The organism is Pseudoalteromonas sp. SR43-2, from assembly GCF_014163885.1.
In the GTDB taxonomy this organism is placed as follows: Bacteria; Pseudomonadota; Gammaproteobacteria; order Enterobacterales; family Alteromonadaceae; genus Pseudoalteromonas; species Pseudoalteromonas distincta.
Genome location: NZ_JACJED010000001.1, coordinates 203,215 through 228,591, shown reverse-complemented (window position 1 = coordinate 228,591; position 25,377 = coordinate 203,215). Strand labels below are relative to the sequence as shown.

Annotated in this window: 21 protein-coding genes and 1 pseudogene; 9 read left to right on the top strand and 13 right to left on the bottom strand. The window is 39.2% G+C overall.

The window, feature by feature from the left end; all coding sequences use genetic code 11:
- Nucleotides 1-31 precede the first annotated feature (31 nt).
- From H5120_RS20165 to H5120_RS01115, 3 genes and pseudogenes are all read right to left on the bottom strand, one after another.
- Nucleotides 32-268 (bottom strand): annotated as a pseudogene (locus tag H5120_RS20165) (energy transducer TonB); the annotation flags it as partial.
- Between the two features lie 12 nt (nucleotides 269-280).
- The gene (locus H5120_RS20160) at nucleotides 281-484 is read right to left on the bottom strand and encodes a hypothetical protein (protein WP_259395751.1); all 204 of its coding nucleotides are present in this window, start codon (nucleotides 482-484) and stop codon (nucleotides 281-283) included.
- Nucleotides 485-593: 109 nt separating this feature from the next.
- The gene (locus H5120_RS01115; RefSeq protein WP_182673321.1) at nucleotides 594-1,076 is read right to left on the bottom strand and encodes an energy transducer TonB; all 483 of its coding nucleotides are present in this window, start codon (nucleotides 1,074-1,076) and stop codon (nucleotides 594-596) included.
- A 172-nt stretch (nucleotides 1,077-1,248) separates the two neighbouring features.
- On the opposite strand from H5120_RS01115, the gene H5120_RS01110 reads away from it, so the two are divergent.
- Complete coding sequence (locus H5120_RS01110; RefSeq protein ID WP_182673320.1) at nucleotides 1,249-2,931, top strand: amidohydrolase; 1,683 nt, start codon at nucleotides 1,249-1,251, stop codon at nucleotides 2,929-2,931.
- Between the two features lie 55 nt (nucleotides 2,932-2,986).
- On the opposite strand, the gene H5120_RS01105 is transcribed toward H5120_RS01110, so the two are convergent.
- Nucleotides 2,987-3,826 (bottom strand): HDOD domain-containing protein, encoded by an 840-nt coding sequence (locus tag H5120_RS01105; RefSeq protein WP_039485043.1) that lies wholly within the window; start codon nucleotides 3,824-3,826, stop codon nucleotides 2,987-2,989.
- 296 nt (nucleotides 3,827-4,122) lie between these two features.
- On the opposite strand from H5120_RS01105, the gene H5120_RS01100 reads away from it, so the two are divergent.
- A complete protein-coding gene (locus H5120_RS01100; protein WP_182672841.1) occupies nucleotides 4,123-5,823 on the top strand; it encodes a dipeptidyl-peptidase 3 family protein in 1,701 nt (566 codons plus the stop codon).
- A gap of 41 nt (nucleotides 5,824-5,864) precedes the next feature.
- Here the strand turns inward: H5120_RS01100 and H5120_RS01095 are convergent, their stop codons facing one another.
- Nucleotides 5,865-6,269: an HIT domain-containing protein gene (locus tag H5120_RS01095; RefSeq protein WP_182673319.1), complete on the bottom strand. Its 405-nt coding sequence runs from the start codon at nucleotides 6,267-6,269 to the stop codon at nucleotides 5,865-5,867.
- A gap of 111 nt (nucleotides 6,270-6,380) precedes the next feature.
- On the opposite strand from H5120_RS01095, the gene H5120_RS01090 reads away from it, so the two are divergent.
- Nucleotides 6,381-8,606 carry a S9 family peptidase gene (locus H5120_RS01090; protein ID WP_182673318.1) on the top strand — a complete coding sequence of 742 codons (2,226 nt, stop codon included), beginning with the start codon at nucleotides 6,381-6,383 and terminating at the stop codon, nucleotides 8,604-8,606.
- A 142-nt stretch (nucleotides 8,607-8,748) separates the two neighbouring features.
- On the top strand, nucleotides 8,749-10,386 hold the full coding sequence (locus tag H5120_RS01085; RefSeq protein WP_182673317.1) for a methyl-accepting chemotaxis protein: 1,638 nt from the start codon (nucleotides 8,749-8,751) through the stop codon (nucleotides 10,384-10,386).
- A gap of 71 nt (nucleotides 10,387-10,457) precedes the next feature.
- Here the strand turns inward: H5120_RS01085 and H5120_RS01080 are convergent, their stop codons facing one another.
- A complete protein-coding gene (locus H5120_RS01080; RefSeq protein WP_154903474.1) occupies nucleotides 10,458-11,978 on the bottom strand; it encodes a leucyl aminopeptidase family protein in 1,521 nt (506 codons plus the stop codon).
- Between the two features lie 129 nt (nucleotides 11,979-12,107).
- Nucleotides 12,108-13,160, bottom strand: a complete 1,053-nt coding sequence (gene dinB / locus H5120_RS01075) for a DNA polymerase IV (RefSeq protein ID WP_182673316.1) — start codon at nucleotides 13,158-13,160, stop codon at nucleotides 12,108-12,110.
- A gap of 728 nt (nucleotides 13,161-13,888) precedes the next feature.
- Between dinB and H5120_RS01070 the strand changes: the two genes are divergently transcribed.
- The 3 genes from H5120_RS01070 (at nucleotide 13,889) to H5120_RS01060 (ending at nucleotide 16,428) form a co-directional block, all read left to right on the top strand.
- Nucleotides 13,889-14,317: a thioesterase family protein gene (locus tag H5120_RS01070; protein WP_002958095.1), complete on the top strand. Its 429-nt coding sequence runs from the start codon at nucleotides 13,889-13,891 to the stop codon at nucleotides 14,315-14,317.
- A gap of 18 nt (nucleotides 14,318-14,335) precedes the next feature.
- Complete coding sequence (locus H5120_RS01065) at nucleotides 14,336-15,388, top strand: aldo/keto reductase (RefSeq protein ID WP_182672846.1); 1,053 nt, start codon at nucleotides 14,336-14,338, stop codon at nucleotides 15,386-15,388.
- A 116-nt stretch (nucleotides 15,389-15,504) separates the two neighbouring features.
- Complete coding sequence (locus H5120_RS01060; RefSeq protein WP_182673315.1) at nucleotides 15,505-16,428, top strand: ABC transporter substrate-binding protein; 924 nt, start codon at nucleotides 15,505-15,507, stop codon at nucleotides 16,426-16,428.
- On the opposite strand, the gene H5120_RS01055 is transcribed toward H5120_RS01060, so the two are convergent.
- The 6 genes from H5120_RS01055 to H5120_RS01030 form a co-directional block, all read right to left on the bottom strand.
- A complete protein-coding gene (locus tag H5120_RS01055; RefSeq protein WP_149602190.1) occupies nucleotides 16,379-16,999 on the bottom strand; it encodes a fumarylacetoacetate hydrolase family protein in 621 nt (206 codons plus the stop codon). The two genes, H5120_RS01060 and H5120_RS01055, sit on opposite strands and share 50 nt — an antisense overlap.
- A 233-nt stretch (nucleotides 17,000-17,232) precedes the next feature.
- Nucleotides 17,233-19,200, bottom strand: coding sequence for a hybrid sensor histidine kinase/response regulator (locus tag H5120_RS01050; protein WP_039485072.1), 1,968 nt, complete (start codon nucleotides 19,198-19,200; stop codon nucleotides 17,233-17,235).
- A 10-nt stretch (nucleotides 19,201-19,210) separates the two neighbouring features.
- On the bottom strand, nucleotides 19,211-19,672 hold the full coding sequence (locus tag H5120_RS01045) for a response regulator (protein WP_039485075.1): 462 nt from the start codon (nucleotides 19,670-19,672) through the stop codon (nucleotides 19,211-19,213).
- Nucleotides 19,673-21,157, bottom strand: a complete 1,485-nt coding sequence (locus H5120_RS01040) for an ATP-binding protein (protein ID WP_182673314.1) — start codon at nucleotides 21,155-21,157, stop codon at nucleotides 19,673-19,675.
- Nucleotides 21,158-21,195: 38 nt separating this feature from the next.
- Nucleotides 21,196-21,405, bottom strand: coding sequence for a histidine kinase (locus H5120_RS01035; RefSeq protein WP_039485081.1), 210 nt, complete (start codon nucleotides 21,403-21,405; stop codon nucleotides 21,196-21,198).
- A 14-nt stretch (nucleotides 21,406-21,419) separates the two neighbouring features.
- Complete coding sequence (locus H5120_RS01030; protein WP_182673313.1) at nucleotides 21,420-22,760, bottom strand: sigma-54 dependent transcriptional regulator; 1,341 nt, start codon at nucleotides 22,758-22,760, stop codon at nucleotides 21,420-21,422.
- Nucleotides 22,761-22,997: 237 nt separating this feature from the next.
- Between H5120_RS01030 and H5120_RS01025 the strand changes: the two genes are divergently transcribed.
- Both H5120_RS01025 and H5120_RS01020 read left to right on the top strand, forming a co-directional pair.
- Nucleotides 22,998-23,513: an NUDIX hydrolase gene (locus tag H5120_RS01025; protein WP_182672850.1), complete on the top strand. Its 516-nt coding sequence runs from the start codon at nucleotides 22,998-23,000 to the stop codon at nucleotides 23,511-23,513.
- A gap of 215 nt (nucleotides 23,514-23,728) precedes the next feature.
- Entirely contained in the window at nucleotides 23,729-25,105 is a 1,377-nt protein-coding gene (locus tag H5120_RS01020) for an NAD-dependent succinate-semialdehyde dehydrogenase (protein WP_182673312.1), read from the top strand.
- The last annotated feature ends 272 nt before the right edge of the window (nucleotides 25,106-25,377 follow it).

Sequence of the window (25,377 nt, the reverse complement as noted above, 5' to 3'; positions counted from 1 at the left end):
TAGCTTATTATATTTATACTATTAATTACGTTTAGACTTTATTTTTACAACAATGCGCTAAGTACTCTGCATCAGTAGGTTTTGGGCTCACCATAAAATCCATTTTGAGATAAGTTAGAATCGGTTGCTTACTCGTATTTTCAACTGTCGGTTTCCAGCTCCATAAACCCACAGCAGCTGCCGCATCAATATCAAACACGCCCTCAGGGTAAGACGAGACAACCTTATACCCTTGGGCTTCACCTTGTGAATTAATTAACATAGCAAACTCAACACAGCCTTAAATACTTTTCTTTGCAGCTTCTATCTGATATCGCGGCTCAACTCTTTTAGCAACATCCCAGTATTCACCTACCTTACTTCGCAGTTCAGGACTTGATAAATCAATAAAACTCGGCATTTCATCGTTTATTTGTTTATCAGACATTGAGCTACAGACTGTCAGCATCATGCTCAAGGGGAGTAATAAATAGAGAGCTTTCATAGCATTTCCTTATCAATTCGTTATAAATAATTTTTTAAGTAGTTGCATCAATTACCTGTTATGCAAACGCACCACCAAAGTGAGGTATATAAATACTCCACTTAAAATCTTATGACTTTCTTCTTTCTCCCGTTATTTGAAATGCTTCGCCAGCCGGACAATTCTTTAAATATTTTTCACCTACTGGTTTTGATTCAATAGTGAAATCAATTCTAATATGAGTAAGAACAGGCTGTTTAGCTACATTTACGTTAGTAGGCAACCAGGCCCATGTACTTAAAGATTGAGCTGCGGCTTCATCAAATAACCCTTTAGGATATGAGGAGGTTACTTTATATCCTTGCGCCCTACCCTCAGAATTAATGATAGTCATGAGTTCTACACAACCTGCAAGACCTTTTTTTGCAGCAGCTATTGGATATTGTGGTTCTGTTCTTGTTAAAATATTCCAATAGTTTTTCACCCTATCGCGCAGCTCAACACTTGATAAATCTATATAATCTAGCTTTTCAACAGTTTCCTCTGTCGTAGGTGTTGCTCCACATGCCACAAGTAATGAAGTTAATGGGAGTAATAAATAGAGGGCTTTCATAGCGTTTCCTTATGCTTTATTGATTGTTTTACATACTAAATATTCACATCAATTACCTATTTTGTAAACAGTTAGTATAGAGAAAAACCTTAAAATGAGACCTATCAATTCATTGGTATTATAAAATCAAGTTTGTTAATGTAAGTAAATTAACAATAAAAATTAAGTAACTATGCCGCTCAAAAAAATAATCAAACCACTCATACTAGCCAGCCTTTGCGCTAGTTCTAGTTACACTATTGCACAAACAAAAGTAATTTATAATGCCAACGGTTATACCCCTTTATATCAAGGTGAAGTACAGCAGTTTACTACCCTCGTTATTAAAAATGGCAAGGTAGTAAAACTAGGTAGCGATACACTTAAAGATAGCTACCCAGATGCCAAGCTAATTGACGCGCACGGTAATACCTTATTACCAGGCTTAATTGATGCTCATGGGCACGTTATTGGCCTTGGCGATAATTTATCGCAACTTGATGTACGCGGTGCAAAATCGGTTGATGAAGTAACGAATAAACTAAAAGTATTTGCCGATAACAAACAAGGTTGGATTATAGGGCGAGGTTGGAACCAAGAGCTATGGCCTGATACACGCTTTCCTACGGCTAAAGATTTAGACAAAGTAGTTAACGATCGACCTGTGGTGCTTTCTCGAGTTGATAGCCATGCCATTTGGGTTAATTCAAAAGCGCTCGAACTTGCAGGTATTACCGCCCAAACAAAAGCACCTGAAGGCGGTGAGATAATTAAAGACGAATTTGGCAATCCTACGGGTATTTTTGTAGACAAAGCAGAATCGCTAATTACACAGCATATGCCAGCCCCTTCAAAACAAGATATAAGTGACTCACTAGATGCAGCTGGTAAACATTTATTAAGTTTAGGCATTACCTCTACTCACGATGCAGGTATTGATAAAACCACATGGGAGGTTTACAAAGAGCGCGGCGACCTTGGTAATTTACCACTGCGTATTGTGGCAATGTTAAGTGGTGCAAGCCCTGATTTAGACACAATGTTAAAGGCAGGCCGGTACCACGACAAAAATGACTTTATGGAAATTCGCAGTGTTAAAGTTTACGCCGATGGCGCACTGGGCTCTCGTGGTGCAGCACTTATTGAAGAATATGCAGACAGACCTGGTCACCATGGTTTAATGCTTGAAACACAAGAGAAACTCGAAGCACTCTTTACACAAAGCTTTAAAAGCGGCTTTAGCGCAAATACTCACGCCATTGGCGACAAAGCAAATAAAGTAGTACTTGATGCCTATCAAAATGTGTTTAAAAAAACGGGCGGTATATTACTGCGAAACCGAATAGAGCACGCCCAAATTGTAACCCCTGATGATATCCCTCGCTTTAAAGCGTTAAAAATAATCCCTTCAATGCAGCCGGTGCATGCCACTTCTGATATGCATATGGCAGAGCAGCGTTTAACTGAAAAACAACTAAGCGGCGCCTACGCGTGGCAAACATTTTTACAGCAAGGTTCGGTGGTTGCTGCGGGCTCTGATTACCCTGTAGAGCTTGCAAATCCATTTGATGGTTTGTATTCAGCCATTACACGCATGGATCATAACAAACTACCGGAAAAGGGCTGGCGCGCAAGTGAAGTACTAAGCCGCGAAGATGCATTACGTGCATTTACTCTTGGTGGCGCCTATGCAGCTCATCAAGAATTTAAGGTGGGTAGTTTAGAAAAAGGTAAATGGGCCGACTTTATTTTAATTGATAAAGACTACTTTAAAGTGCCTGTTGAGGAGATATACAAAACAAACGTACTGCAAACATGGGTAGCAGGAATAAAGCGATACGAAAAAACTAAAACAGAAAATACCACCGAAAAATAAAACTAAAAAAGGGTTAACGCAAGTTAACCCTTTTTGGTTGTGTAGGAAGGCACTTTTAGCTAAACATGTTTTTCACATCTTTTAGCATGTCGTTGTACTCATCACTTGTGAATAGCTGCATAGACGGTATAACGCCTTTGTCTATATACGTTTGCAGCGCTGCAGACTTATCAGAAACTTGTAACGTGCCCTCTAAAATAGCCCCTACTCGAATAAAATCCACGTAACTTACTTTTTCAGGTTTGTAACTTGGGTCAGCCCAGCTCTGAGCTACATCAACAAACTCTTTAGGGAATTCCCACGCTTGCATAATAGATGAGCCAACCTTTCCGCTAAGCTTTTGAATTGCATGAGCCAAAAAGCTTGGATTAGCAAACACCTCTGGGTGGCGCTCAGCTTCAGTTAAAATTGGTAATACACCAATATTATAAACAAGTGCGGCTAGTGTAATAGAATCGCGGTTTAGTGACGTGTGCTTACTATTTTTTAAATAAAACTCCATGAGTGATATTGAATGGCTAGCAACGGTTAATGTTTTTTGCCATGCCTTACCCATGTAGCCTTTAATTAGCTCATTATTTGATACAAATAATTGTTCCATAGCCATAGCTGTAGCAATGTTTTTAATTTGACGTAATCCAATACGAGTCACTGCTTGTTGTAAATTAGATACTTTTACAGAACGTCCCATAATCGCACTATTAGCTACTTTTATCATACGAGCTGAAAGCGCTGGATCTTGTGAGATTACATCTGACATTTGGATTAAATTCACATCTGGGTTATCTGCAGCTTGGCGAACCTTAATCGCTACTTCAGGTAGCGTTGGTAAAACCAACGTATCGTTATTTATTCTATCGACTAGAATCGTTAATAAAGCGTTTTCTGTAGACATAAAGCTGCCATCCTTTTGTGTTCAGCCTGTAAAGTAACCGCAAACTCAGGCATTTAATTTTCGTATTAGTAATATAATTAGTATTGTCTAACTTACCGATAAAGTTAAGAAAATTATAGAAGTTTATTTTTATTTATAATGCTTTACCGCTCATGCTTGCCTTACAACGCCAAATACTTGCTATTTACCATTTAGTTTTGCTTTAATGCACTCACAATAAGGAAGCGTTTGTACATACTTAATATTTTAACTAAAGCAGTACAAATTATTAAACTTACTTTTTAACAGGCAATATAATGATCTTAAATAAAATTAGCCAAGCAATTATGCTCTCTGGTGTTGTTTTTCTTAGCGCATGTTCTGAAAAAGCGCCGTCTTCTACCGACAACACAGCCGTAGAGCTTGCTCAAAAAAGCAGTGCACAGTCAGGCCCTAAGCTTATTAATGCAGATAAACAACGTTTAGATATTTACACCGACTTTAGCTTACAAAGTGATTTATCGCACTTAAGCGATAATCAACGAGCAATGGTTGCAAAGCTTATTGACGCTTCAAAAATAATGGATGAGTTATTTTGGAAGCAAGCATTTGGTGAAAATAAAGATGCTTTTTTAGCAAAACTAAACGATGGAAAAGTACGTAAATTTGCTGATATTAACTATGGTCCATGGGATCGTTTAAATGGTGATGAAGCATTTTTATCCAGCTATAAAGAAAAACCTCTTGGCGCACAGTTTTACCCTGCTGATATAACCAAAGAAGAGTTAAACAATGCAGACGTTGAAGACAAAACAGGGCTTTATTCTGTAATTAAGCGTGATGAGCAAGGCAAGCTTTACAGCGTGCCATATTCAAAAGAATACGCTGATGAGCTTGCAAAAGCCGCTGATATTTTACGTGAAGCAAGCAAGCTTGCTGACGATAAAGAATTTGCTAACTATCTAAACTTGCGTGCCGATGCTCTACAAAAAGATGACTTCCAAGTATCTGACTTTGCTTGGATGGATATGAAAAATAACCCAGTAGATGTGGTTATTGGTCCAATTGAAACTTATGAAGATCAATTATTTGGTTACCGCGCAGCTTATGAATCTTACGTACTTATTAAAGATTTAAAATGGAGCGAACGCTTAGCTAAATTTGCAGCATTTTTACCTGAGCTTCAAAAAGGCTTACCTGTAGATGCTAAGTACAAACAAGAAGTACCAGGCTCTGACGCCGACCTAAATGCATATGATGTTGTTTACTACGCTGGGCATTCAAACGCGGGTAGTAAAACAATTGCAATTAACTTACCAAACGATGAGCAAGTACAGCTAGAAAAAGGAACTCGTCGTCTGCAACTTAAAAACGCAATGCGTGCTAAATTTGATAAAATTTTAGTGCCAATTTCAGAGCAGTTAATTGTACCAGAGCAGCGTAAACACATTACTTTTGATGCATTTTTTGCCAATACGATGTTCCATGAAGTGGCTCACGGTTTAGGTATTAAAAATACAATTACTGGTAAAGGTACTGTTCGTCAATCATTACAAGAACACGCAAGTGCCCTTGAAGAAGGTAAAGCCGATATTTTAGGTCTATACATGATTGAACAGTTACTTAAAAAAGGCGAAATAACTGAAGGCACTATTGAAGATTATTACACGACCTTCATGGCTGGTATATTCCGCTCAGTTCGTTTTGGCGCATCAAGCGCGCATGGTAAAGCAAATATGATCCGCTTTAACTTTTTTGCTCAAGAAGGTGCTTTTTCTAAAAATGAAGAAGGCTTATACCGCGTTAATATGGAAAAAATGAGCATTGCAATGGCCAAGCTTTCTCGCTTAATTTTAACTCTGCAAGGTGATGGCGATTACGAAAAAGTAGATCAACTAATTGCAACGCATGGCGACATTAAAGAAGAACTTGCTAAAGACTTAGAAAAACTAAGTAAAGCTAATATCCCTGTAGATGTAACATTTAAGCAAGGTAAGGAAATACTAGGGCTTAAATAAGTTTAGTTAAACTTAGTTAAACCCTAAAAAAGCGTTGCAGCTTATAAATGCAGCGCTTTTTTTAGCTCTGTAATTTGTAGATCTGTATAAGGCACTGCTGGGTGTTTACCCCATATTGGCGCAGGCCATGCAGCATCACTCGTAAAACGCGCAATATGATGAATATGCAATTGCGGCACCATATTACCTAAAGCCGCTATGTTTAATTTATCAGGTTTAAATACATCCATTAATAATTTACTTAGCTTGGCTGACTCTTTTAAATAAACAATTTGATCATCCTCAGATAAATCAATTATCTCTTTTAAGTTAGCCTGCCTAGGCACTAATACAAACCATGGATACAAGCTGTCGTTCAATAAAAGTACTTTACACAATGGCCAATCGGCAAGTTCTATACAGTCGCGTTTAAGTTCTGGCGCTAGTTTAAATTCAGGGTGAGTCATTGCTATGTCCTACTTTGTCTTTGATAATCGCCACTTTATAGCATTTAGTTGCAGTTGCACACGCTTGGCTTTACCATCAAAGCAATATTTATAATAAGCTAAGGCAACCTTGTGCTAAAAAAAATAAAACACCTCTCACTAGCTATACCGTTAATGGTTGGCGCTATTAGTGTTCAAGCAAAACCTTTATCGCTGGAGCGAATTTTTGACGATCCGAGCCTTTCTGGTAAATCACCTGTACAACTTAAATTTTCGCCTGACGGCAGCCGTGTAACTTACCTACAAGGCAAAAGCGATGACTACAACCGCTACGATTTATGGGAATACAATCTAAAAGATAACACCAACCGTGTGCTAGTTGATTCGGCAAAGTTATTTTCAGGCCCAGAAAACCTATCAGATGAAGAAAAAGCACGCCGCGAACGCCAACGTATTTTTGGTAAAGGCATACTTGAATACAAATGGTCTAAAGATGGCAAAGCACTTTTATTCCCACTCAATGGTGACCTTTATTATTACGATTTAGCCTCAGCTAAAAGTAAAAAACTAACCGACACTGAAGCATTTGAAACCGATGCACGCTTTTCACCTAAAGGTAACTACGTATCGTTTATTCGAGAGCAAAACCTTTATGCTTTAGAGCTTGAATCAGGTAAAGAGATTCAGCTTAGTAAAGATGGCGGCGGCGTAATTAAAAATGGTATGGCCGAATTTGTTGCTCAAGAAGAAATGAGCCGTATGACAGGTTACTGGTGGTCAGGTGATGAAACTAAAATTGCCTATACCCGCGTTGACGAAACCCCTGTAAAAGAAGCTATCCGTAACGAAATTTACGCTGACGAAGTTAAATTATTTAACCAGCGCTACCCGTTTACAGGTACCGATAATGTTAAAATTCAACTTGGTGTGGTTAAGCTAAACGACCAAAAAGTAGATTGGATTGATTTAGGTAAAGATGAAGACATTTATATCGCGCGTGCTAAATGGCTAAAAGACGGCCATACACTGTCGTACCAATGGCAAAATCGCTCGCAACATAAATTAGAACTGCGTTTTTATAACAGCGAAACTAAAGCCCAAAAAGTAGCGCTGACCGAAAACAGCGAAACGTGGATAAACCTACATTTTGATCTTGAGTTTTTAAAAGACAAAAAACACTTTGTATGGGCATCTGAGCGCGACGGCTTTAAACATTTATATCTGTATCGTACAAACGGTCAACTTGTTCGCCAAATTACCTCAGGTGACTGGGCTGTTGATAGCTTAAAAGGTATTGATGAGAAAAAAGGCATTGTTTACTTTGCCGGCCGAAAAGATACACCGCTTGAAAGCCATTTATACAGCGCGCCTTTATTTAAAAAAGGCGATTCTAAACGTATTACCGAAAAAGGTCAGTACCACAATGTTGTGCTAGCAAAGGACAGCAAAACCTTTATCGATAATAGCTCGTCTGATAATAAACCAAACTCAGCAGCACTTCGTAAAGTAAACGGTGAATTCATTACCTGGCTTGAAGAAAATAAGCTTGATAGTAGCCACCCCCTTACTCCTTATTTAAGCGACTTAGCAAAACCAGAATACGGCACAATTAAAGCCGATGATGGCCAAGTTATGCATTACCGTTTATTTAAGCCTAGCACCATTGCTGATGGCAAAAAGCACCCTGTTATTGTTAACGTATACGGCGGCCCGCATGCTCAACGAGTGACGAATAGCTGGCGCAGTAAAAACTTGTACTTTCAGTACATGGCGCAACAAGGTTACGTAATTTTTCAACTGGATAACCGTGGTTCGTACAACCGTGGTAAAAAGTTTGAAGATGCTATTTATAAACATTTAGGTGTGGTTGAAGTTGCCGATCAAATTAAAGGCGTAGAATTTTTACGTACACTTGATTACGTAGACCCACAACGCATCGGTGTTTATGGCCACAGCTACGGCGGCTACATGGCGCTTATGACTATGTTTAAAGCGGGCGATTACTTTCAAGCCGGCGTATCAGGTGCTCCAGTAACCGATTGGGCTCTATACGATACACATTACACAGAGCGTTATTTAGGTCACCCCGATACAAATGCTAAAGGCTATGAAGACAGCGCAGTATTTCCATATGCTGATGGCTTAAAAGGCCCATTAATGATTTACCATGGAATGGCTGATGACAACGTATTGTTTACGCATTCAACTAAGTTGTTTAAACAACTGCAAGATAACGAAAAACAGTTTGAAATGATGACCTACCCAGGCTCTAAGCACAGCCTACGCGGTAAACAAGTGCAAACACACTTACATCAAACAATTACAAACTTCTTTAATCGCCATTTTGACGTTAAATAAGCAAGTAAAGTAATAACAGACTAAAGGCTGATTGATAAATCAGCCTTTTTTTTGCATTAATAGGCGTTAAGCCTAGATTAAACTCTTTTTTTAGCTACGCTTATTCTATGCGCTAAAGCGCACACTTTTTGAGGATAAATGTATGCCTAATCTACGAAGTTTTAGTATAACCCAGCGTTTTTCACTGTTAATAGCCATCGTTGTATTTGGACTAATAATACTTAGTATATCGAGCCTAACTCACCAATATAGTTCGCTAAAAGACGAGCAATACATAAAAACACAAAATGTAGTAGAAACGGCGTACAGTATCATCGAACACTATTATGCACTTGAACAAGATAACACTCTCACTCAACAACAAGCTCAATCACAAGCACTTAATGCAATAAAAGCACTGCGCTACGACAAAACCAATTACTTTTGGATTAACAATTACCAGCCAACAATGGTTATGCACCCTATAAAACCTGCGCTTGATGGAAAAGATTTAACTAATAACAAGGACCCTGACGGCAAAGCATTGTTTGTTGATATGGTAAATATAGTTAAACGCTCTGGCGAGGGATTTATCCCTTATAAATGGCCAAAACCAGGTAAAGATAAACCGGTTGAAAAAATCGCATTTGTTAAAGGTTTTAATCAATGGCAGTGGATTATTGGCTCGGGTGTTTACCTTGATTCAATTGACGAAGCATTTAGTGAGCAACGTAACCTTATAGTCATCAGTGCAATAATTATGATTATTGCTGTTATTTTACTTAGTTACTTTATAGGTAAGAGTATTTTAATACCGACTCGCTTAGCAGCCGATATGATGAAAGACATTTCTCAAGGCGAAGGCGATTTAACCCGTAAATTAAATGAATCCGGTAATGATGAAATATCTGAACTATCACGTTCATTTAATTTATTTGCTCTAAAAATGCGAGAGTCACTTGTTCATGTAGCACAAAGTGCAAACGATGTAAGCGAACATGCGCATACAGTTGACGACTCAAGTAGAACAAGCCACTCATTTATTGAGCTTCAAAACGATAGTTCAACCCAAGTTGCAGCTGCCATGGAGCAAATGACTCACCAAATACACGATGTAAGCCGTAACGCTGAAGCCGCAGAGCAAGCAGCTAAGGATGCAGCACAAAATGCATCAACGGGTAAAAATGTGGTTGCGCAAACAATTACAGCAATAGAAACACTCTCAAGCAACATTGAAACAGTCAGCCGTGTAACAGAAGATTTAGCCAACGAGAGCCATAATATAGGCTCTGTGCTTGATGTAATAAGAAGCATATCAGAACAGACAAACTTACTGGCATTAAACGCTGCCATTGAAGCTGCTCGCGCAGGAGAGCATGGTCGAGGATTTGCTGTTGTTGCTGATGAAGTAAGAACATTGGCCAGTCGTACAGGGCAAAGTACTGACGAAATTCAAACCATGATCACTAAACTACAAGAAGGTGCAAAAGCAGCAGTAGAAGCAGTTAAATCAAGCCAAGCACTTTCAGTTTCTACTGTAGAGCAGGCGTCATCAGCCAATACTTCACTTAATGAAATAGAACGACTTGTTTCAATTATTACCGAAATGAACAGCCAAATAGCACGTGCCACAGAGCAACAAACGCAAGCTGCCGACGAGGTTAATTTGCGTATAAATGAGCTATCTCAATCAACTGAGCAATCATTAAATAATACTAAGCAGCTTACCGATGCCAGTGATAATCTCAAACAAAGTAGCGAAGGTCTTTCGAGCGTAGTTAATCGTTTTAAATTAGATTAATCGATAGCGTTCTCATAAAATGCAAAAGCCCTGAATTAACAGGGCTTTTTTATTACATGTAAGTTTTTAGCTTACAAACAATAACGTGCAAACAAGCTCGTTACTGATGCAGCTGTTGGCTTACCATGCTGCCAATCACCGCCTTCAACACCGCTACCTGCTATATCCATATGAACATAAGGTAGAGGCTGTGCAGAGTCATTACCGTGCTTATCAAGCCCACCAACAATAGCCATAAACGCCATAGGGAACTGATGTCCACGAGCAGTAACGGCAGATGCTGCGTTATTGCTAGATAAAACATCGTCAGCTAGCGTACGTGGTTTAATAAAGTCGTAGTCTTCACGGCGTGAACGCGATACTTCAGCGCCATCGGCCCACAAATCTCCAAGGTCAGCTATTTGACGTGAGACACCAGCACTACGAGCTGGACCATTTTCAACATACGCACCGTAAGGACCCATTGCACGTGCCGCATGACCCGTTAATGTAGCAACAGTAAACAGCGTTGGGTTAATCTCACCTTTAGCTAAATCTTTCATTTCGCTAAGCAGGTCGCCCATTGCTAAACGCCCTTCTGCATCGGTATTACCAATACGTACACGAACACCTTCACGGCTAGTAATAATTTCATCTGGCACAAAACAATCTGAGCCAATAGAGTTACGAACAACAGCTAAGTACGATACCACTTTAACGCCTTTAGGCTGATAATCAGCAACGGCTTTCATAAAGCCCGCAACAGAAGCTGCGCCGCCTTTATCACGACTCATGCCTGCCATATGGCCGCCTACTTTTAAATCTGCACCGCCTGTATCGTATACAAGGCCCTTACCTACAAACATAAGTGTGCGAGTAATTTCTCCCTCTGGTACATATTCAAGCTTAACAACACGTGGGTGATGGCGCTCAACTGCATACGATGCGCGAGCAACAGTACTTAGCATTGGGTAGTTTTTATCAATAGCTGCAATATCATCAATTACGTCAACTGCAATGTTTGAGCCTTTAAACAATTCAACGCAGTAATCAGCAAAACGTGGGGGAGCCATACGCTCAGGTTCAGTGCCACACAGGTCACGCGCTGCATATTGGCCAGCTGCAATTGCATTAACAGCTTTAATAGTTTGCTCGCTTGCGCCAACTAAACCAATCTGTGTAATTGGTTCAATGCTTTCACCGTGATATTCACGCGCTTCTAATGGCTGCCATAAGGCTTGGCAAGCACCTAAATAAGCAACTTCTAAAGCATGCTGATAACGGCTATCGCCATTTAAATTTGTTAAAAATAATGCAGGGTTAACACTGCCCGACGCTTTTGCTTCGTTAATTGCTAATTTAGCAGCATCAAAATAACGACGCACGTCGTCGTAATCTCTATTTAACGGACCGGTTGGCGCAAGTACAACGCGCTTGTTTTCAATTACTAATAAAGTAACTTGCTTACCGATGCGAGAATCTACGTTTGCTTGAGCTAAAATAGCATCACGTAATGAGTTATTTGGTAACTGAGAAAAGTCATTACTAATAATAATAAGCGCATCATGAGATGTGCATTCAAGGCTTGCACTAACCGCTTGAGGGTATGCCATAAATAAGGTCCTGTTAGAAAACATAAGCCCCTATTATCGTCGATTTAAATATTGAAGACCAGCAAGGAGCGATGAGCTAATCACATAACCTGTCAATAAATGGCAACTTGAAGTTACAGGCTTTACAGCTTAATCGAGAATACTAAGTTGGAAGTTTTGCTCTGGTTCGTTTTTAATGCCAACGCCTATGCCAAGTAATCTTACAGGCTGCTGTAGCCCACGCTGGTAGGCCTTAGTAAGTAGTTGAACAAATATTTCTGTGTTGAGCTCGTGATATACCTGATCGGCTGAGGTCACTACAAAATTTGCAAACTTCACCTTAACACTCAATTTATTAATACGGTTTTGTAACTGCTGTTTATTTAGCCTTAAAACTAATTCCTCTAACAATCTTGGCAGCTCATCTAAGCACTCTTGCAAACTTGTTTTGTTGTACTCGTAGGTATGTTCAACACTCAGCGATTTTCTTATACGATCTGTGGATACTTTACCAACATACTCACCTGCACATTTTTGATAAAGCGACACACCAAAATTACCCACATGTTGCTGCATCCAATTAACGCCTTTTTCACGTACATCCTTGCCAGTATATAAGCCTTTTAAATTTAGCTTTTCGAGCGTTACTTTGCCCACTCCTGGAATTTTCCCCAGCGGTAATTGCGCTAAGAAGTCATCAACCTCATCAGGCAAAACGACAAATTGACCATTCGGTTTGTTTTCGTCACTGGCTATTTTGGCAATAAATTTAATCGGTGCAATACCTGCTGATGCAGTGAGCCCTGTAGCATTGTAAATATCGGCTCTTATTTGCTGTGCAATAAGTGTGGCACTGCCTTTACATGCGGTGCTGTCTGTTACATCTAGATAGGCTTCGTCTAAAGAAAGGGGTTCAATTAAGTCTGTGTAGCGGCTAAATACTTCACGTATTTGGTTTGAAGCTTCTTTGTATACAGCCATGCGCCCTGGGACAATAACTAAATCGGGGCATAATTGTTTAGCATGATAGTTCGACATAGCCGATCGCACGCCATACTCTCTAGCTATATAGTTAGCGGTTGAGAGCACGCCTCGTCGGCTATTGCCTCCAATAGCAAGCGGTACAGATGCAAGTTTTGGATTATCTCGCATTTCTACTGCTGCATAAAAGCAATCCATGTCTATGTGAATAAACTTTTTCATCACCACAATAATAACTGGTTATTTATACAGTCATTATTATAGAATCACATGCGATAAGCAAGCCTAGGGCCTGTTTATCTTTCGAGGTTAAATTTGCAGAAGTATGTTTGGTATTTAGGCAAGGCAGAGCCTATGTAGTGTGGTTATTCCCCATAAATAGGCGATAACGTAGCACAAATGCCAAACATACGCTGCCCGAAGGGTTCTGCCTAGGGCCAATGTACTCTTTGTTGCCTACATGGATGTAGGTAAGGGGCGTGAGCAGGACGCGGAAGCTTTGCTCGGTTTTTACTTAGCCCACTAGGTCACAAACCTCGCGCCGCGATTAAATAGCCCCTAGATTGAACAAATTTTAATCCTGAAAGGTCAACAGGCCCTAGTTAACGATTAAAAAAAGTGTTTATTGTCCTCCGCTCTCTTATAACCACGTAGCCAATACATAACCTCAAATAAAAATCCTGCCAACATTAAAATGATAGCGCCAGATTCATTCCCCATCGCGTAACAGGTAAAAGAGGCTATAAAAACCAAACAAGCTAAGGACCAATTAATTATATTCTGCATATTATTACCTTTGTGTGTGTTTTTATGTGTCTGTGTAATTTAACTGTAGACCTAAAATTAAACAGGTACAATCATCTTATAAAAAAAACATGCCATTAATTACCTTGAGCTCGTAACACCATGTTGATAATCTAAGTACTTTAAAAATCAAGGGCCAATAAATAATGCAAACGTTTAAAGATCAGCACCCTATTCATACCGATATCACCGTAGCATGGGCTGATATGGATGCGCTACAACACGTAAATAATGTAGTGTATTTACGTTACTTTGAAATAGCCCGAATCGACTTTTTAAATAAAATAAATCTGTTCGACACAATAAGCCCAAACGGTGTGGGCCCAGTAATAAGCGAAAATAACGTTCGCTATAAACGCCCAGTAACGTTTCCCGACACACTCACTGTAGGCGTTACAATTACAGATCTTAAAACAGATCGCTTTACCATGAACTACACCGTTTACAGCCATGCACAAAAAGCAATAACGACTACGGGTGCATCTAAAGTTGTAATGTTTGATTTTACTACAGGGCAAAAAGCCCCAATCTCCGAGCCTCTTTTATCGGCTTTAATCAGCCATGCTCAAAACTAATTTAGTTAAGGAATTTTTATGCAATACAACCCACTAGGTAGCAGTGGCGTAAACGTATCTCGAGTGTGCCTAGGGAGTATGACATGGGGTAAACAAAATACTCAAAGCGACGCTGATGAACAAATAGCCTACGCGCTAGCGCAAGGCGTAAACTTTATTGATACAGCCGAAATGTATGCTGTACCTCCTTCGCCAGAGACCTATGGTAAAACCGAGGAAATTATTGGCAATTGGCTATCGCGTAATCAGCAAAAGCGCAGCGATGTGGTACTAGCTACAAAAATTGCAGGCAATGGATTATCGTGGGTACGTGATGGCGGCAATATTACTCGCCAAACAGTAATAGAAGCCGTGGATGATTCACTTAAGCGACTTCAAACAGACTACATTGATTTATATCAACTACATTGGCCAAACCGCTCTACCCCTCACTTTGGCAGACAATGGCCCGGCACTCTTAAATTTACCGACGTAAATACACAAGAGCAGCAAGCTAGTATGCTTGATATTCTAGAAGGCCTTAATGAATGTGTTAAAGCAGGTAAAATTAAGCACTGCGGTTTATCTGACGATACGCCATGGGGTATAAGCCAGTTTTTAAGTTTGGCCAAAGAGCATAACTTACCGCGAATGGTATCTATTCAAAATGAGTTTAGCTTAGCGCACGCTAAAGACTGGCCGTATTTAATAGAACAATGTGTACACGAAGATATTGCCTACTTACCGTGGTCGCCTTTAGCAGCCGGTTTATTAACGGGTAAATATCTAAATGGAGCTCGCCCTGAAGGCTCTCGTTGGACCTTCATGCAGCGTAACGGTATTTTTAGAGATACACCCAATGCAGAGCAAGCAACTAAGCAGTATGTTGAGCTGGCTCATGCAAACAATATTACTCCAGCACAACTAGCCTTAGCATGGTGTAACCAAGTAGATGGCGTAACTTCTTCAATTATTGGGGCAACATCTATAGCTCAATTAAAGGAAGATATAGACGCATTTAGCATAACGCTAAACGACGAAATTCTTAGTGAGGTTAACACCATATTTAGAAACCATCCGATGCCTTATTAAGTATGTATGAGTTAAAAGCAGCCTTGAATGAGGTTGCTTTTAACTAAAATATTTGACCCTACTACAACCAACACTATACTTTTATTAAGTTTTCTTAATTCAACGAACACTTATCAATGCTGAAAAACGGATACTATGCATTTTGCTTATTAATTGTATTTAACGCGCACGCCGTTGAGCAAAAAGTACAGCCTCTAGAAGAAATTATTTGGCTGCAAAGTTACACGCCCCCTTTTCATATAGCTAAAAGTGAAAGCGCACCACAAGGCGGAATTTGCGACAACCTAACCGAGCAACTCATCAGAACTATAACTGATGTAAAACATACCCGCTTAATTGTTCCTCAGCAGCGTATAAATAAATATTTAAATGAAGGAAAAAATGTATGTTTTCCGTGTGTTATTTATAAAAAAAATAATAACCAACAACTTAACTACTCAAATCCAACAACGGTATATCCCCCATTTTCAATTATCACAACTAAAGAGCTAAAGCCGCAATTAGAAGAAAAGCACGGCTCGCCTATCCACCTTATTAATTTATTAACCGACCCGCAATATGTATACGGGCAAGCAGCTGCACGTAAATTTACAACTAAAATTAATACAATTATTGAAAATACAAAACGAGATAAAGAGTCCTCGTTAAGTTGGAATAGCGAAAATGAAAGTCAGGCTGTTATAGCACGCTTGAGTCACGGCTTTTTAGACTACTCAATTGATTACCCGTTTATGGCTGATTACTTTAATAAACAAGGGGAGTATACGAATATAGAAAGTGTGCCAATTGCAGAAAATGACATTCAATTTATAAGAGGAGCAATAGGTTGTGCGGCTAACGCACCTAATAATTTTGCACAGCAAGCCCTTAAAAAAATTAACCGCGCACTAAAAGCTAATGTACTCCAATCGCCTGAGTATCAACAAAGTCAGCATAATTGGCTTAAAACTACCTTTACTGACTTTGATAAACACTACCAACAGCAAGTCATTAATTTTTACTTACTTGCCACTGATGCTCAAGCAAACACTGATCATTAGCATAAAGCGCCACTGCAAAAATACTTTTAGCTGTTACCTCACCTACGCCCGACGGTGTACCTGTCATTATTACATCACCGTCTTCTAAGCTCATAAATTCACTAATTTCTTGTAAAATTGAGTCAGGGTTGTGCAGCATAAAATGAGTATCACCTCGCTGAATCACTTCATTATTAATTTTAAGTTCAAAGGTAAAGTGCTTCATTGCATCAGTTAGCGCTACAAAATCAGTTAAAATTACAGAGCCGTCGAACGCTTTAGCGCGCTCCCATGGAAGCCCTTTATTTTTTAATTTACTTTGCACAGTACGCTTAGTTAAATCAAGGCCGAGTCCCACACCTGCAAATTTTTTATCTTTAACTACAAAACATAGCTCGGTTTCATAATGCAGCGTATCGCCGTTGTGAGCTGCAAATAACGTATTAGTAATTGCGCTATTTGGCTTATTAAATAAAACCATTTGATCTGGCGTTTCGTTATTTAGCTCTGCAATGTGTGCGGTATAATTACGACCAACACACACTACTTTTGATGGTGTTAATTCTTCAGATACTAACTTTATTGAATGCATATAAATAATGTCTCAGTTATTGGACCTGTTGACCTTTCAGGATTAAAATTCGTTCAATCTAGGGGCTATTTAATCGCGGCGCGAGGTTTGTAACCTAGTGGGCTCGATAACTGATCCTGCGTTATTCTACTGACTTACATCCCTGTAAGAATAAGTAAAAACCGAGCAAAGCTTTCGCGTCCTGCTCACGCGCCTTACCTACATCCATGTAGGCAACAAAGAGTTAATAGTCCCTAGCTAATAAGCGTTTCAAGTAAGCTCAAATTAATAGGTTTAAGTAAAACTCGGTCAATATTTAAATCTTTTATTTCTCTTGGATCTGGCTCTGCGCCACTTACAATCACTAAACGTAATTCAGGATATCGTTCATTAATTTGCTGACCTAAGTCAACGCCACGACCATCAGGTAAATGCATATCTAACAATACCTTATTAAATTGCTGGTCGTGATTAAGTATTTGCAAACATTGTGCGCAGCTAGACGCAATGACGGTTTCAACACCTAAACTTTCTAAAAGTAGTTGCGTAATTTGCGCTGCATCATGATCGTCTTCCACAAGTAAAAAGCGCTGCTTTTTCTCGGTTAAGCCATTACTACAATTTATATCTTTAGCTTGCGGTGCATGCTCTGGCGCTACCAAGTAATCTTGCAAACATTGATATAAAGCCGCGCTATCAACAGGCTTTGGTATTACATCGTTAAAACCAAGTGCAGCAAGCTCCTCATGTATGCCTTTCATAGTAGCAGCAGTGAGCGCAATTATTGGGCCTTTGTAGCCCATTTTTCTAAGCTCTATGGTAGCTTCCTTGCCGCCCATTACAGGCATATGAATATCAATAAAAATAATATCGTAAGGCGCTTTATACGCATCTGCTATGCGTACTTTTTCAAGTGCTTGCTGGCCATGTTCGGCATAATCTACGCGCGCACCACAGGTACTGATCATATGACCAACTAGCATGCGTAAATCACGTAAATCATCAACCACTAATACTCGCCCATGCACTTTGCATGGAGCCGATTTACTTTGTAATTGTGGGGCACTACTAAAATTAAGTACTTGTCGTTCTACTTCGCTAATATCACCTGGATATACCGAAATCGTAAATGTAGAACCTTTGCCTATTTCAGAGTGCAAACTAATATCACCGTGCATACGCGCTAACAATTCAGCACATATTGCCAAACCTAAGCCTGCGCCACCTACAGAGCGTGATTCTACATCGGCTATTTGTTCAAATGGCTTAAATATGAGTTCTTGTTTTTCAGGGGCAATGCCCATACCTGAATCTTTAATGCTAAAAAATAGCATTTCGCGATCATCAACCCATTGCGTCCACGCATTAACAACAATTTCGCCTTTATCGGTAAATTTAACCGCATTGTTTATTAGATTTATTAAAATTTGACGAACTCTTGTTGCATCAAGTCGTGCAACCAAAGGTAATGGCTGATGAGATTCAAAGCGCAGCGTAAGGCCCTTATCAAGCACCGATACGCGCATTAGCGTGTAAACATCGGCAAGCATGCTATCAAGGTTAACTTCGCTTAGGGTAAGTTCCAGTTTATCGGCAGCTATTTTTGATAAGTCGAGCACGTCGTTTAACAAGCTCAATAAGTGTTTACCATTTCGATAAATAACACCCAATTCATTTTCAGCTTGCTGACTAAAATCGCTCTGCATTAACAGTTCGGTGTAGCCTAAAATAGACGATAGAGGAGTACGTAACTCATGGCTCAAATGAGCTAAAAATCGATCTTTTGAACGGTTTTCGGCCTCAGCTTTTAAGCGCTCTACTCTCTCGCCTTCAACATCTTTACGTGCCAAAGCATAACGAATAGCACGCGCAAAGCGGCTCGAACTCATTTCTGTTTTAATTAAGTAATCTACTGCACCGGCATCAAGCGCCGCCGAGTCTAACTCGTCGTTTGACTGCCCGGTAAGCATAATAATCGGTCCGCTAAAGCCATTGGCAATTGCTTCTTTTAATACATCTAAACCATTCGATGCACCCAAGCGGTAATCAAGCAGGCAAATGTCGTGCTCATTTTTACTAAGCGTTGCAATTGCCTGCTCTGGGGAGCTTATCCATTGAATGTTAAACGTGTGTGAATCCAATTGGTCCAGATAGTCGCAGGTGAGTATGTAATCATCTTCATCGTCTTCTACAAGCAGCAACTGAGTCACTTTATCTAACATACAATCTCCATTAATCGTTAAATGTTGTCGGTAGCTCTACAAATTCTACCCAGTATTTTCCTAGCGTTTTCATCAAATCAACCAAACCATCAAACGTTACTGGTTTTGTAATGTAAGATGCAGCACCTAAGTTATACCCTTTAACCATGTCTTCTTCTTGTTTAGACGTAGTTAATATAACAACCGGAATTCCCTTTAAGTTAGGGTTTCCTTTTATAGCTTCAAGCGCTTCACGGCCATCCATTCTAGGCATATTTAAATCAAGTAATATAAGTCCAGGACGCGGCGAAACTGCTTTGTCTTCAAACTTACCTTTACGCTCTAAATACTCAAGCAACTCAACGCCATCTTCAACAAAATGAAGCTCGTTAAGTACACGACTTTCAGCAAGGGCATCTTGTGTTAACAAACGATCATCTTCATCGTCGTCTGCCATTAAAATAGTAATCGGTTTTACTTTTGAATAGGGCATTTAAGCCTCTCCTTGCAATGTGAAAAGCTCAGCTTCCACAGGTAGTTTTATAATAAAGGTTGCACCTTCACCGTCTTTACTTTGGGCTGTAATTGTTCCGCCGTGGCGCTCCACAATACGCCTACATACAGAAAGACCAATACCCGTGCCTTTATATTGTGAGCGTCCATGCAAGCGCTGAAACGGTACAAATATTTTATCGGCATAGTCTTGTGAAAAACCAATACCGTTATCTTCTATGGTAATAACTTGAAAACTTAAATGAGTATTATGATCAGAGCTGAAAATATCTTCATCTTGATAACTAATTTTTATGTGTGGGTTTACGTCGGGACACCTAAATTTAACAGCGTTCGACAACAAATTTAAAAACAGCTGCTGCATTTGGCTTTTATCTGCCTGAATAACTGGCAAATCATCTACATCAATTTGTGCTTCAGACTCTTTTATCGCTATCTCTAAATCACTTAATATATCAGCTACAACTTCATTTAAATTCGTGTCATCAAAATCTTTACCACGCGTTGTAATTCGCGAAAACTCTAATAAGTCGTTTATTAAATTAGACATACGCTGCGCTGCATTTTTCATGCGCCCAATGTAATCCATCCCCTTTTCACCCAATTCATCTTTAAACATGGTTTCAAGACGGTCGCTAAAGGCTTGGATTTTTCTAAGAGGTTCTTGTAAATCATGGCTTGCTACAAAAGCAAACTCTTCAAGCTCTCGGTTACTACGGCTCAATTCATCTGAATATAATGTTAGCTCTTGTGTCCGTTCAGAAACCTTCATTGCTAATGTTTCGTTTTGTTTTTCAAGCTCAAAACGATATTGTGCTGCATTTCTTAAATTAAGGCGCGTCATAATAAACATACCAATAATCAGTAACGCACTCGTTATTGCTGTTATAGCGAATGTAATTTTAGCTTCATTTTTAATCTGTGCTAATTTAGAAAAATGGCTTACTTTAAAGAGTAATTCACGGTCTTGAATTTCATTAACATACTCTCTAATTTGCTTATAAAGCTTTCTTCCTTTATGCGTATTTAATACATACAACGCACGTCTTTCTTTGTCATCTAGCGCAAGGTTTACAGTTTGTTTTAATTCTTTAATTTTACTATCTACAAGAACTAACAACTGGGCTATACGCTCAGCTTGACCGTCAATCTCAGAGTGAAGCGACTTGACATGTTCTGTTTGCGCTTCAATTTGGCCTACAGCATCGTAGTACGGCGTTAAATAGTCAGCCTCTTCTGTCAATAAATAACCACGCTGTCCTGACTCAGCCTGCACTATGGATAGATGCAGCTTCTCAATTGCAGTGGTTAGCATGCTAGTGTTGTCTAAACTTTTTTGGGTTTGTGTTAAGCCTTGAATCGTATTCAATGCTAAAAATGCGTTGCCCACAATAATACCTAGCACAACCACCATAAATGTTGCCCAAGTGATATTCGCCTTACCTTGCTGTTTTTTCTTGCTCATTTAGCTTCCCGAATTAAAGTTTATACAACACTTAATATTTATTGAGAGTCTGATATTTTTTGCAAACTTTCGCTGCACTGTTGGCAATTATTGATAATTTTATCAAGTGCATCTAACGCTTTTTCTTTTGGCATATCGTTTTCAAGTACCAATTTAATCAGCTCAGCATTCATCGAAATACGATTTAGCGGCCCTCTTGCATCGTGCACTAATTTATTGAGTTGCTCTGTTTGGTTATCGGATGTCATGCCCTTCCTCAAATCTATTTATATTCGCCAATACCGCCATATGCATTAAGGCGGTTATAAAGTGTTTTAGTACTAATACCCAGCATTTGTGCAGCAAGCGTTTTATTACCTTGCACCTTATCAAGCGTTGCATGAATAAGTTCTTTTTCAACTTCTTCAATTGTTTGCCCTGCTGATACAGGCTTTTCGGCAGCTTGATTATTAACGCGCGAAAAAGGTGACTCTAAGTTATCAGGTAAAATAATGTCGCTGGTTTGTGGGTCGCTCATAATAAATGCACGGTGTATAGCATGGCGGAGCTCTCGCACATTACCCGGCCATTCATAGCTTTGCAGCTCTTTGAGCTGTGCGGCAGTCCAACTAAAGGCAGTGCCGTTTTCGTCATTAAGTTGATCTAAAAAGGCTTTTGCTAATAAAGGTACATCTTCTTTTCTATCGCGAAGTGGCGGTATATCAATAGGAAAAACAGCCAACCTAAAGTAAATATCTTCACGAATAACATTATTTTGTGCTAAATCGGTAAGCGAGCGGTTAGTAGCTGAAATAACACGGCAATTAGTTGGTATTTCTCTGTTACCACCTACGCGTGTTACCTTTTTAGTTTCAAGCACTCGTAGTAAATTTGGCTGCATATCAATTGGCATTTCAGTTACTTCATCTAAAAACAAAGTACCGTTATTTGATTGCTCAAATACACCTTCTTTACGTGCAATTGCGCCTGTAAATGCGCCTTTTTCGTGGCCAAATAACTCACTACCAATTAACTCTTTGGAAAGTGCGCCACAGTTGCTAGCAACTAATGGCCCTTCGCACTGGCTTGCGTTATGAATAGCTTGAGCCACTACTTCTTTACCTGCACCACTTTCACCCATAAGCATCACGTTAGCATTTGTTTTAGCTACACGTTCAATCATGCTGTAAAGCTTTTGCATTGGCTCAGATTCACCAATCAAACCGCCAAAGTGGCGTACAATACCGCTCGACTTTGCTTTTTTAACTGCTTTTTTAGGGCCATTTAAAACGAGTTCTAAATCTTCACGTTGTAATGGTTTTAATAAATGCCCTACATTTGGCTCACACATATCAGCTAAAATACCTTTAACTGAAGGATGGCCCGAAATAAGTGTAATTTTTGGAGATTGCCCAATCGTTTTTAAGTGATCAAGTAAGTGCAAACCGCTACCATCAGGCAGCATAAAATCAAGCAGCACATGATCAAAGGCATTATTTTCAAACCATTGATGTGCTTCTTTTAAACTGGTAGCTGTGCTTATATTGTGGCCGAGGAATTCGACTATGTGGCAAACAACGTCACTAAATTCAACGTCGTCATCTACTAAAAGTATGTCTAACATGATAAATCCCTATTCTTTTTCCTTATTCTACGCATCCTAGATATTAATTTAAAGGTGCGCACAGAATCTAATTTTTAAAATAAACTTAAGCGATTAAATGCTATTAATGTTACCAACCTAATATTTACGTATGCTGAAAAAAATCGATCATAAATTATGATTAATAATTAAAATCATTTCTATTTATAGAATGCTAGCAACTATTATTATTATTAAAAACCTAAAAAAGGAGACGAAATGCAGCAATTAAAAACCTTAATACATTCAGGTATTAATATTGACCAAGGCACTCAATTTACACGCTTAACAGCTCGCGCCATTGTAATTAAAAATAATAAAATACTTTTAATGTATACAAACCGTTATGAAGACTACAGCCTACCCGGCGGTGGAGTAGATGACGGCGAAAGTATTGAGCAAGGCTTAATTCGCGAACTAAGCGAGGAAACCGGTGCACAACAAATAAGTGTAGTTAAAGCTTATGGACTCTATGAAGAGTATCGTCCTTGGTATAAAGACGATTTTGATATTATTCATATTAAATCGTATTGCTTTGTATGCAGTATTGCCGACGAGTTTGGCAAAGCACAGTTAGAGCATTACGAGCAGCAAAATGGCATGACAGCTAAATGGGTTGATATTAACGACGCAATTGCACATAACGAGCGCACCATTGCTAACAGTGAAAAACAAGGGCTTTCTATTTTACGAGAAACTTATTTATTAAAGCGCATTGCAAAGGAGCTAATATAAAGCTCTGTGTTTGCCCCAGAGGGTGTTGTAAATTTTGCAACGCCCAGAATATTTTACTACCTCGAGCACCTCAATTTTTATATTTAAAAAATACCCCTTCAGCAAAAATATAAATTTAACTAATAAAATCAGATGGATAAAAACAAAAGCAACTTTTTTAAAAACTGGCTCTAGCCTTGCACCTTTTAAATAACTAAATTTGTAAGGAGATAGAAATGAGTAACACAGTTAAAACGATTAATCCCGCAACTGAGCAAACCATTGAAACCTACACGCTACTTTCTCAAAAGGAAGCAGAACAGGTAATCGAAAAATCTCACGAAACATATTTAAAATGGCGATTAACGTCATTCACTGAACGTGCAAAATACCTTAATAAGTTAGCATCGCTATTTGAAGATCAAAAAGAAGCTATTGCAAAACTCATGACCGAAGAAATGGGTAAAGTTTACGAGCAAGGCTTTCAAGAAGTTGAACTATGTGCAGGAATTTGTCGTTATACAGCCGAACAAGGCCCACAAGTACTTGCTGACGAAGAACGTGATATGGACGGCGGCCGCGCAATTATCAGCTACCAACCAACAGGTGTACTATTAGGTATTCAACCGTGGAACTTTCCGCTTTATCAGGTAATTCGCTACAGTGCTGCTAACATCATGGCGGGTAACACAACCGTATTAAAACATGCTGGTAATGTATTTGGCATGGCTGAAAAAATAGAAGAGCTATTTAAACAAGCTGGTTTCCCAGAGTATTGCTTTAACAATCTACTTATCGACGGCAAAACAGCCAGTTCTTTAATTTCGCACAAAGCAATTAGCGGCGTAACCTTTACCGGTAGTGATGCGACAGGTAAAAAAGTAGCAGAAGAAGCAGGTAAACACGTTAAGAAAACAGTGTTAGAGCTTGGTAGTAACGACGCTTACTTAGTACTTGATGATGCAGACCTAGAGCTTGCAGTTAAAACCTGTGTAACCGGGCGCATGATCAATAACGGTGAAACGTGTGTATCAGCTAAACGTTTCGTTGTTGTAGAGTCACTTTACGATGACTTTAAAGCGCAAATTAAAGAGCAATTTGAAGCCATGAAAATGGGCGATCCAATGGCTGATGACACAGACTTAGGTCCAATGGCACGTGAAGACTTACGCGACGGTATTCACGACCAAGTAATGGAATCAGTTAAAGCAGGTGCAAACATATTAACGGGCGGCGAAATACCTTCGCAAACAGGCTATTACTACCCACCTACTCTACTAGATAACTTAGCCCCTGGTATGCCAGCCTACGACGACGAATTATTTGGCCCAGTAGCTTCGCTTATTAAAGCCAAAGACAACGACGATGCAATGCGCATCGCTAACGACTCTCGCTACGGTTTAGGCGGCGGTATTTTCTCTAAAGATGAGAAAAAAGCCATTGAACTAGCTAAAAAGTACTTTGACACAGGCATGATCAATATTAACGGCTACGGTTTAGCACAACCTAACCTACCGTTTGGTGGTGTTAAAGAAAGTGGCTACGGCCGAGAGCACGGCGGCTTTGGTATGCGCGAATTTGTGAATATCAAATGTATTATGATCAATAGCTAATTTAGCTGCATAAATGAAATAAGTGTTTTAAATACAGATTCTTAATACCTGTTTAAAATACAAAAATTACTAAGCCTAAAAGTGGTTACCCACTTTTAGGCTTTTTTTGTGGGCTAGTGTTACTCAGTGTTATGCGCTTTAAAATACAAATTTAAAACCTCACTTCACAATTTAGCTTATTTGATAAAAACACAGGCATGATTTTTAAACAGTTTGAGTGCAAATAGCTCGATAAACTCGATTAAACACAGCACTAATAATTGAAATGTAGA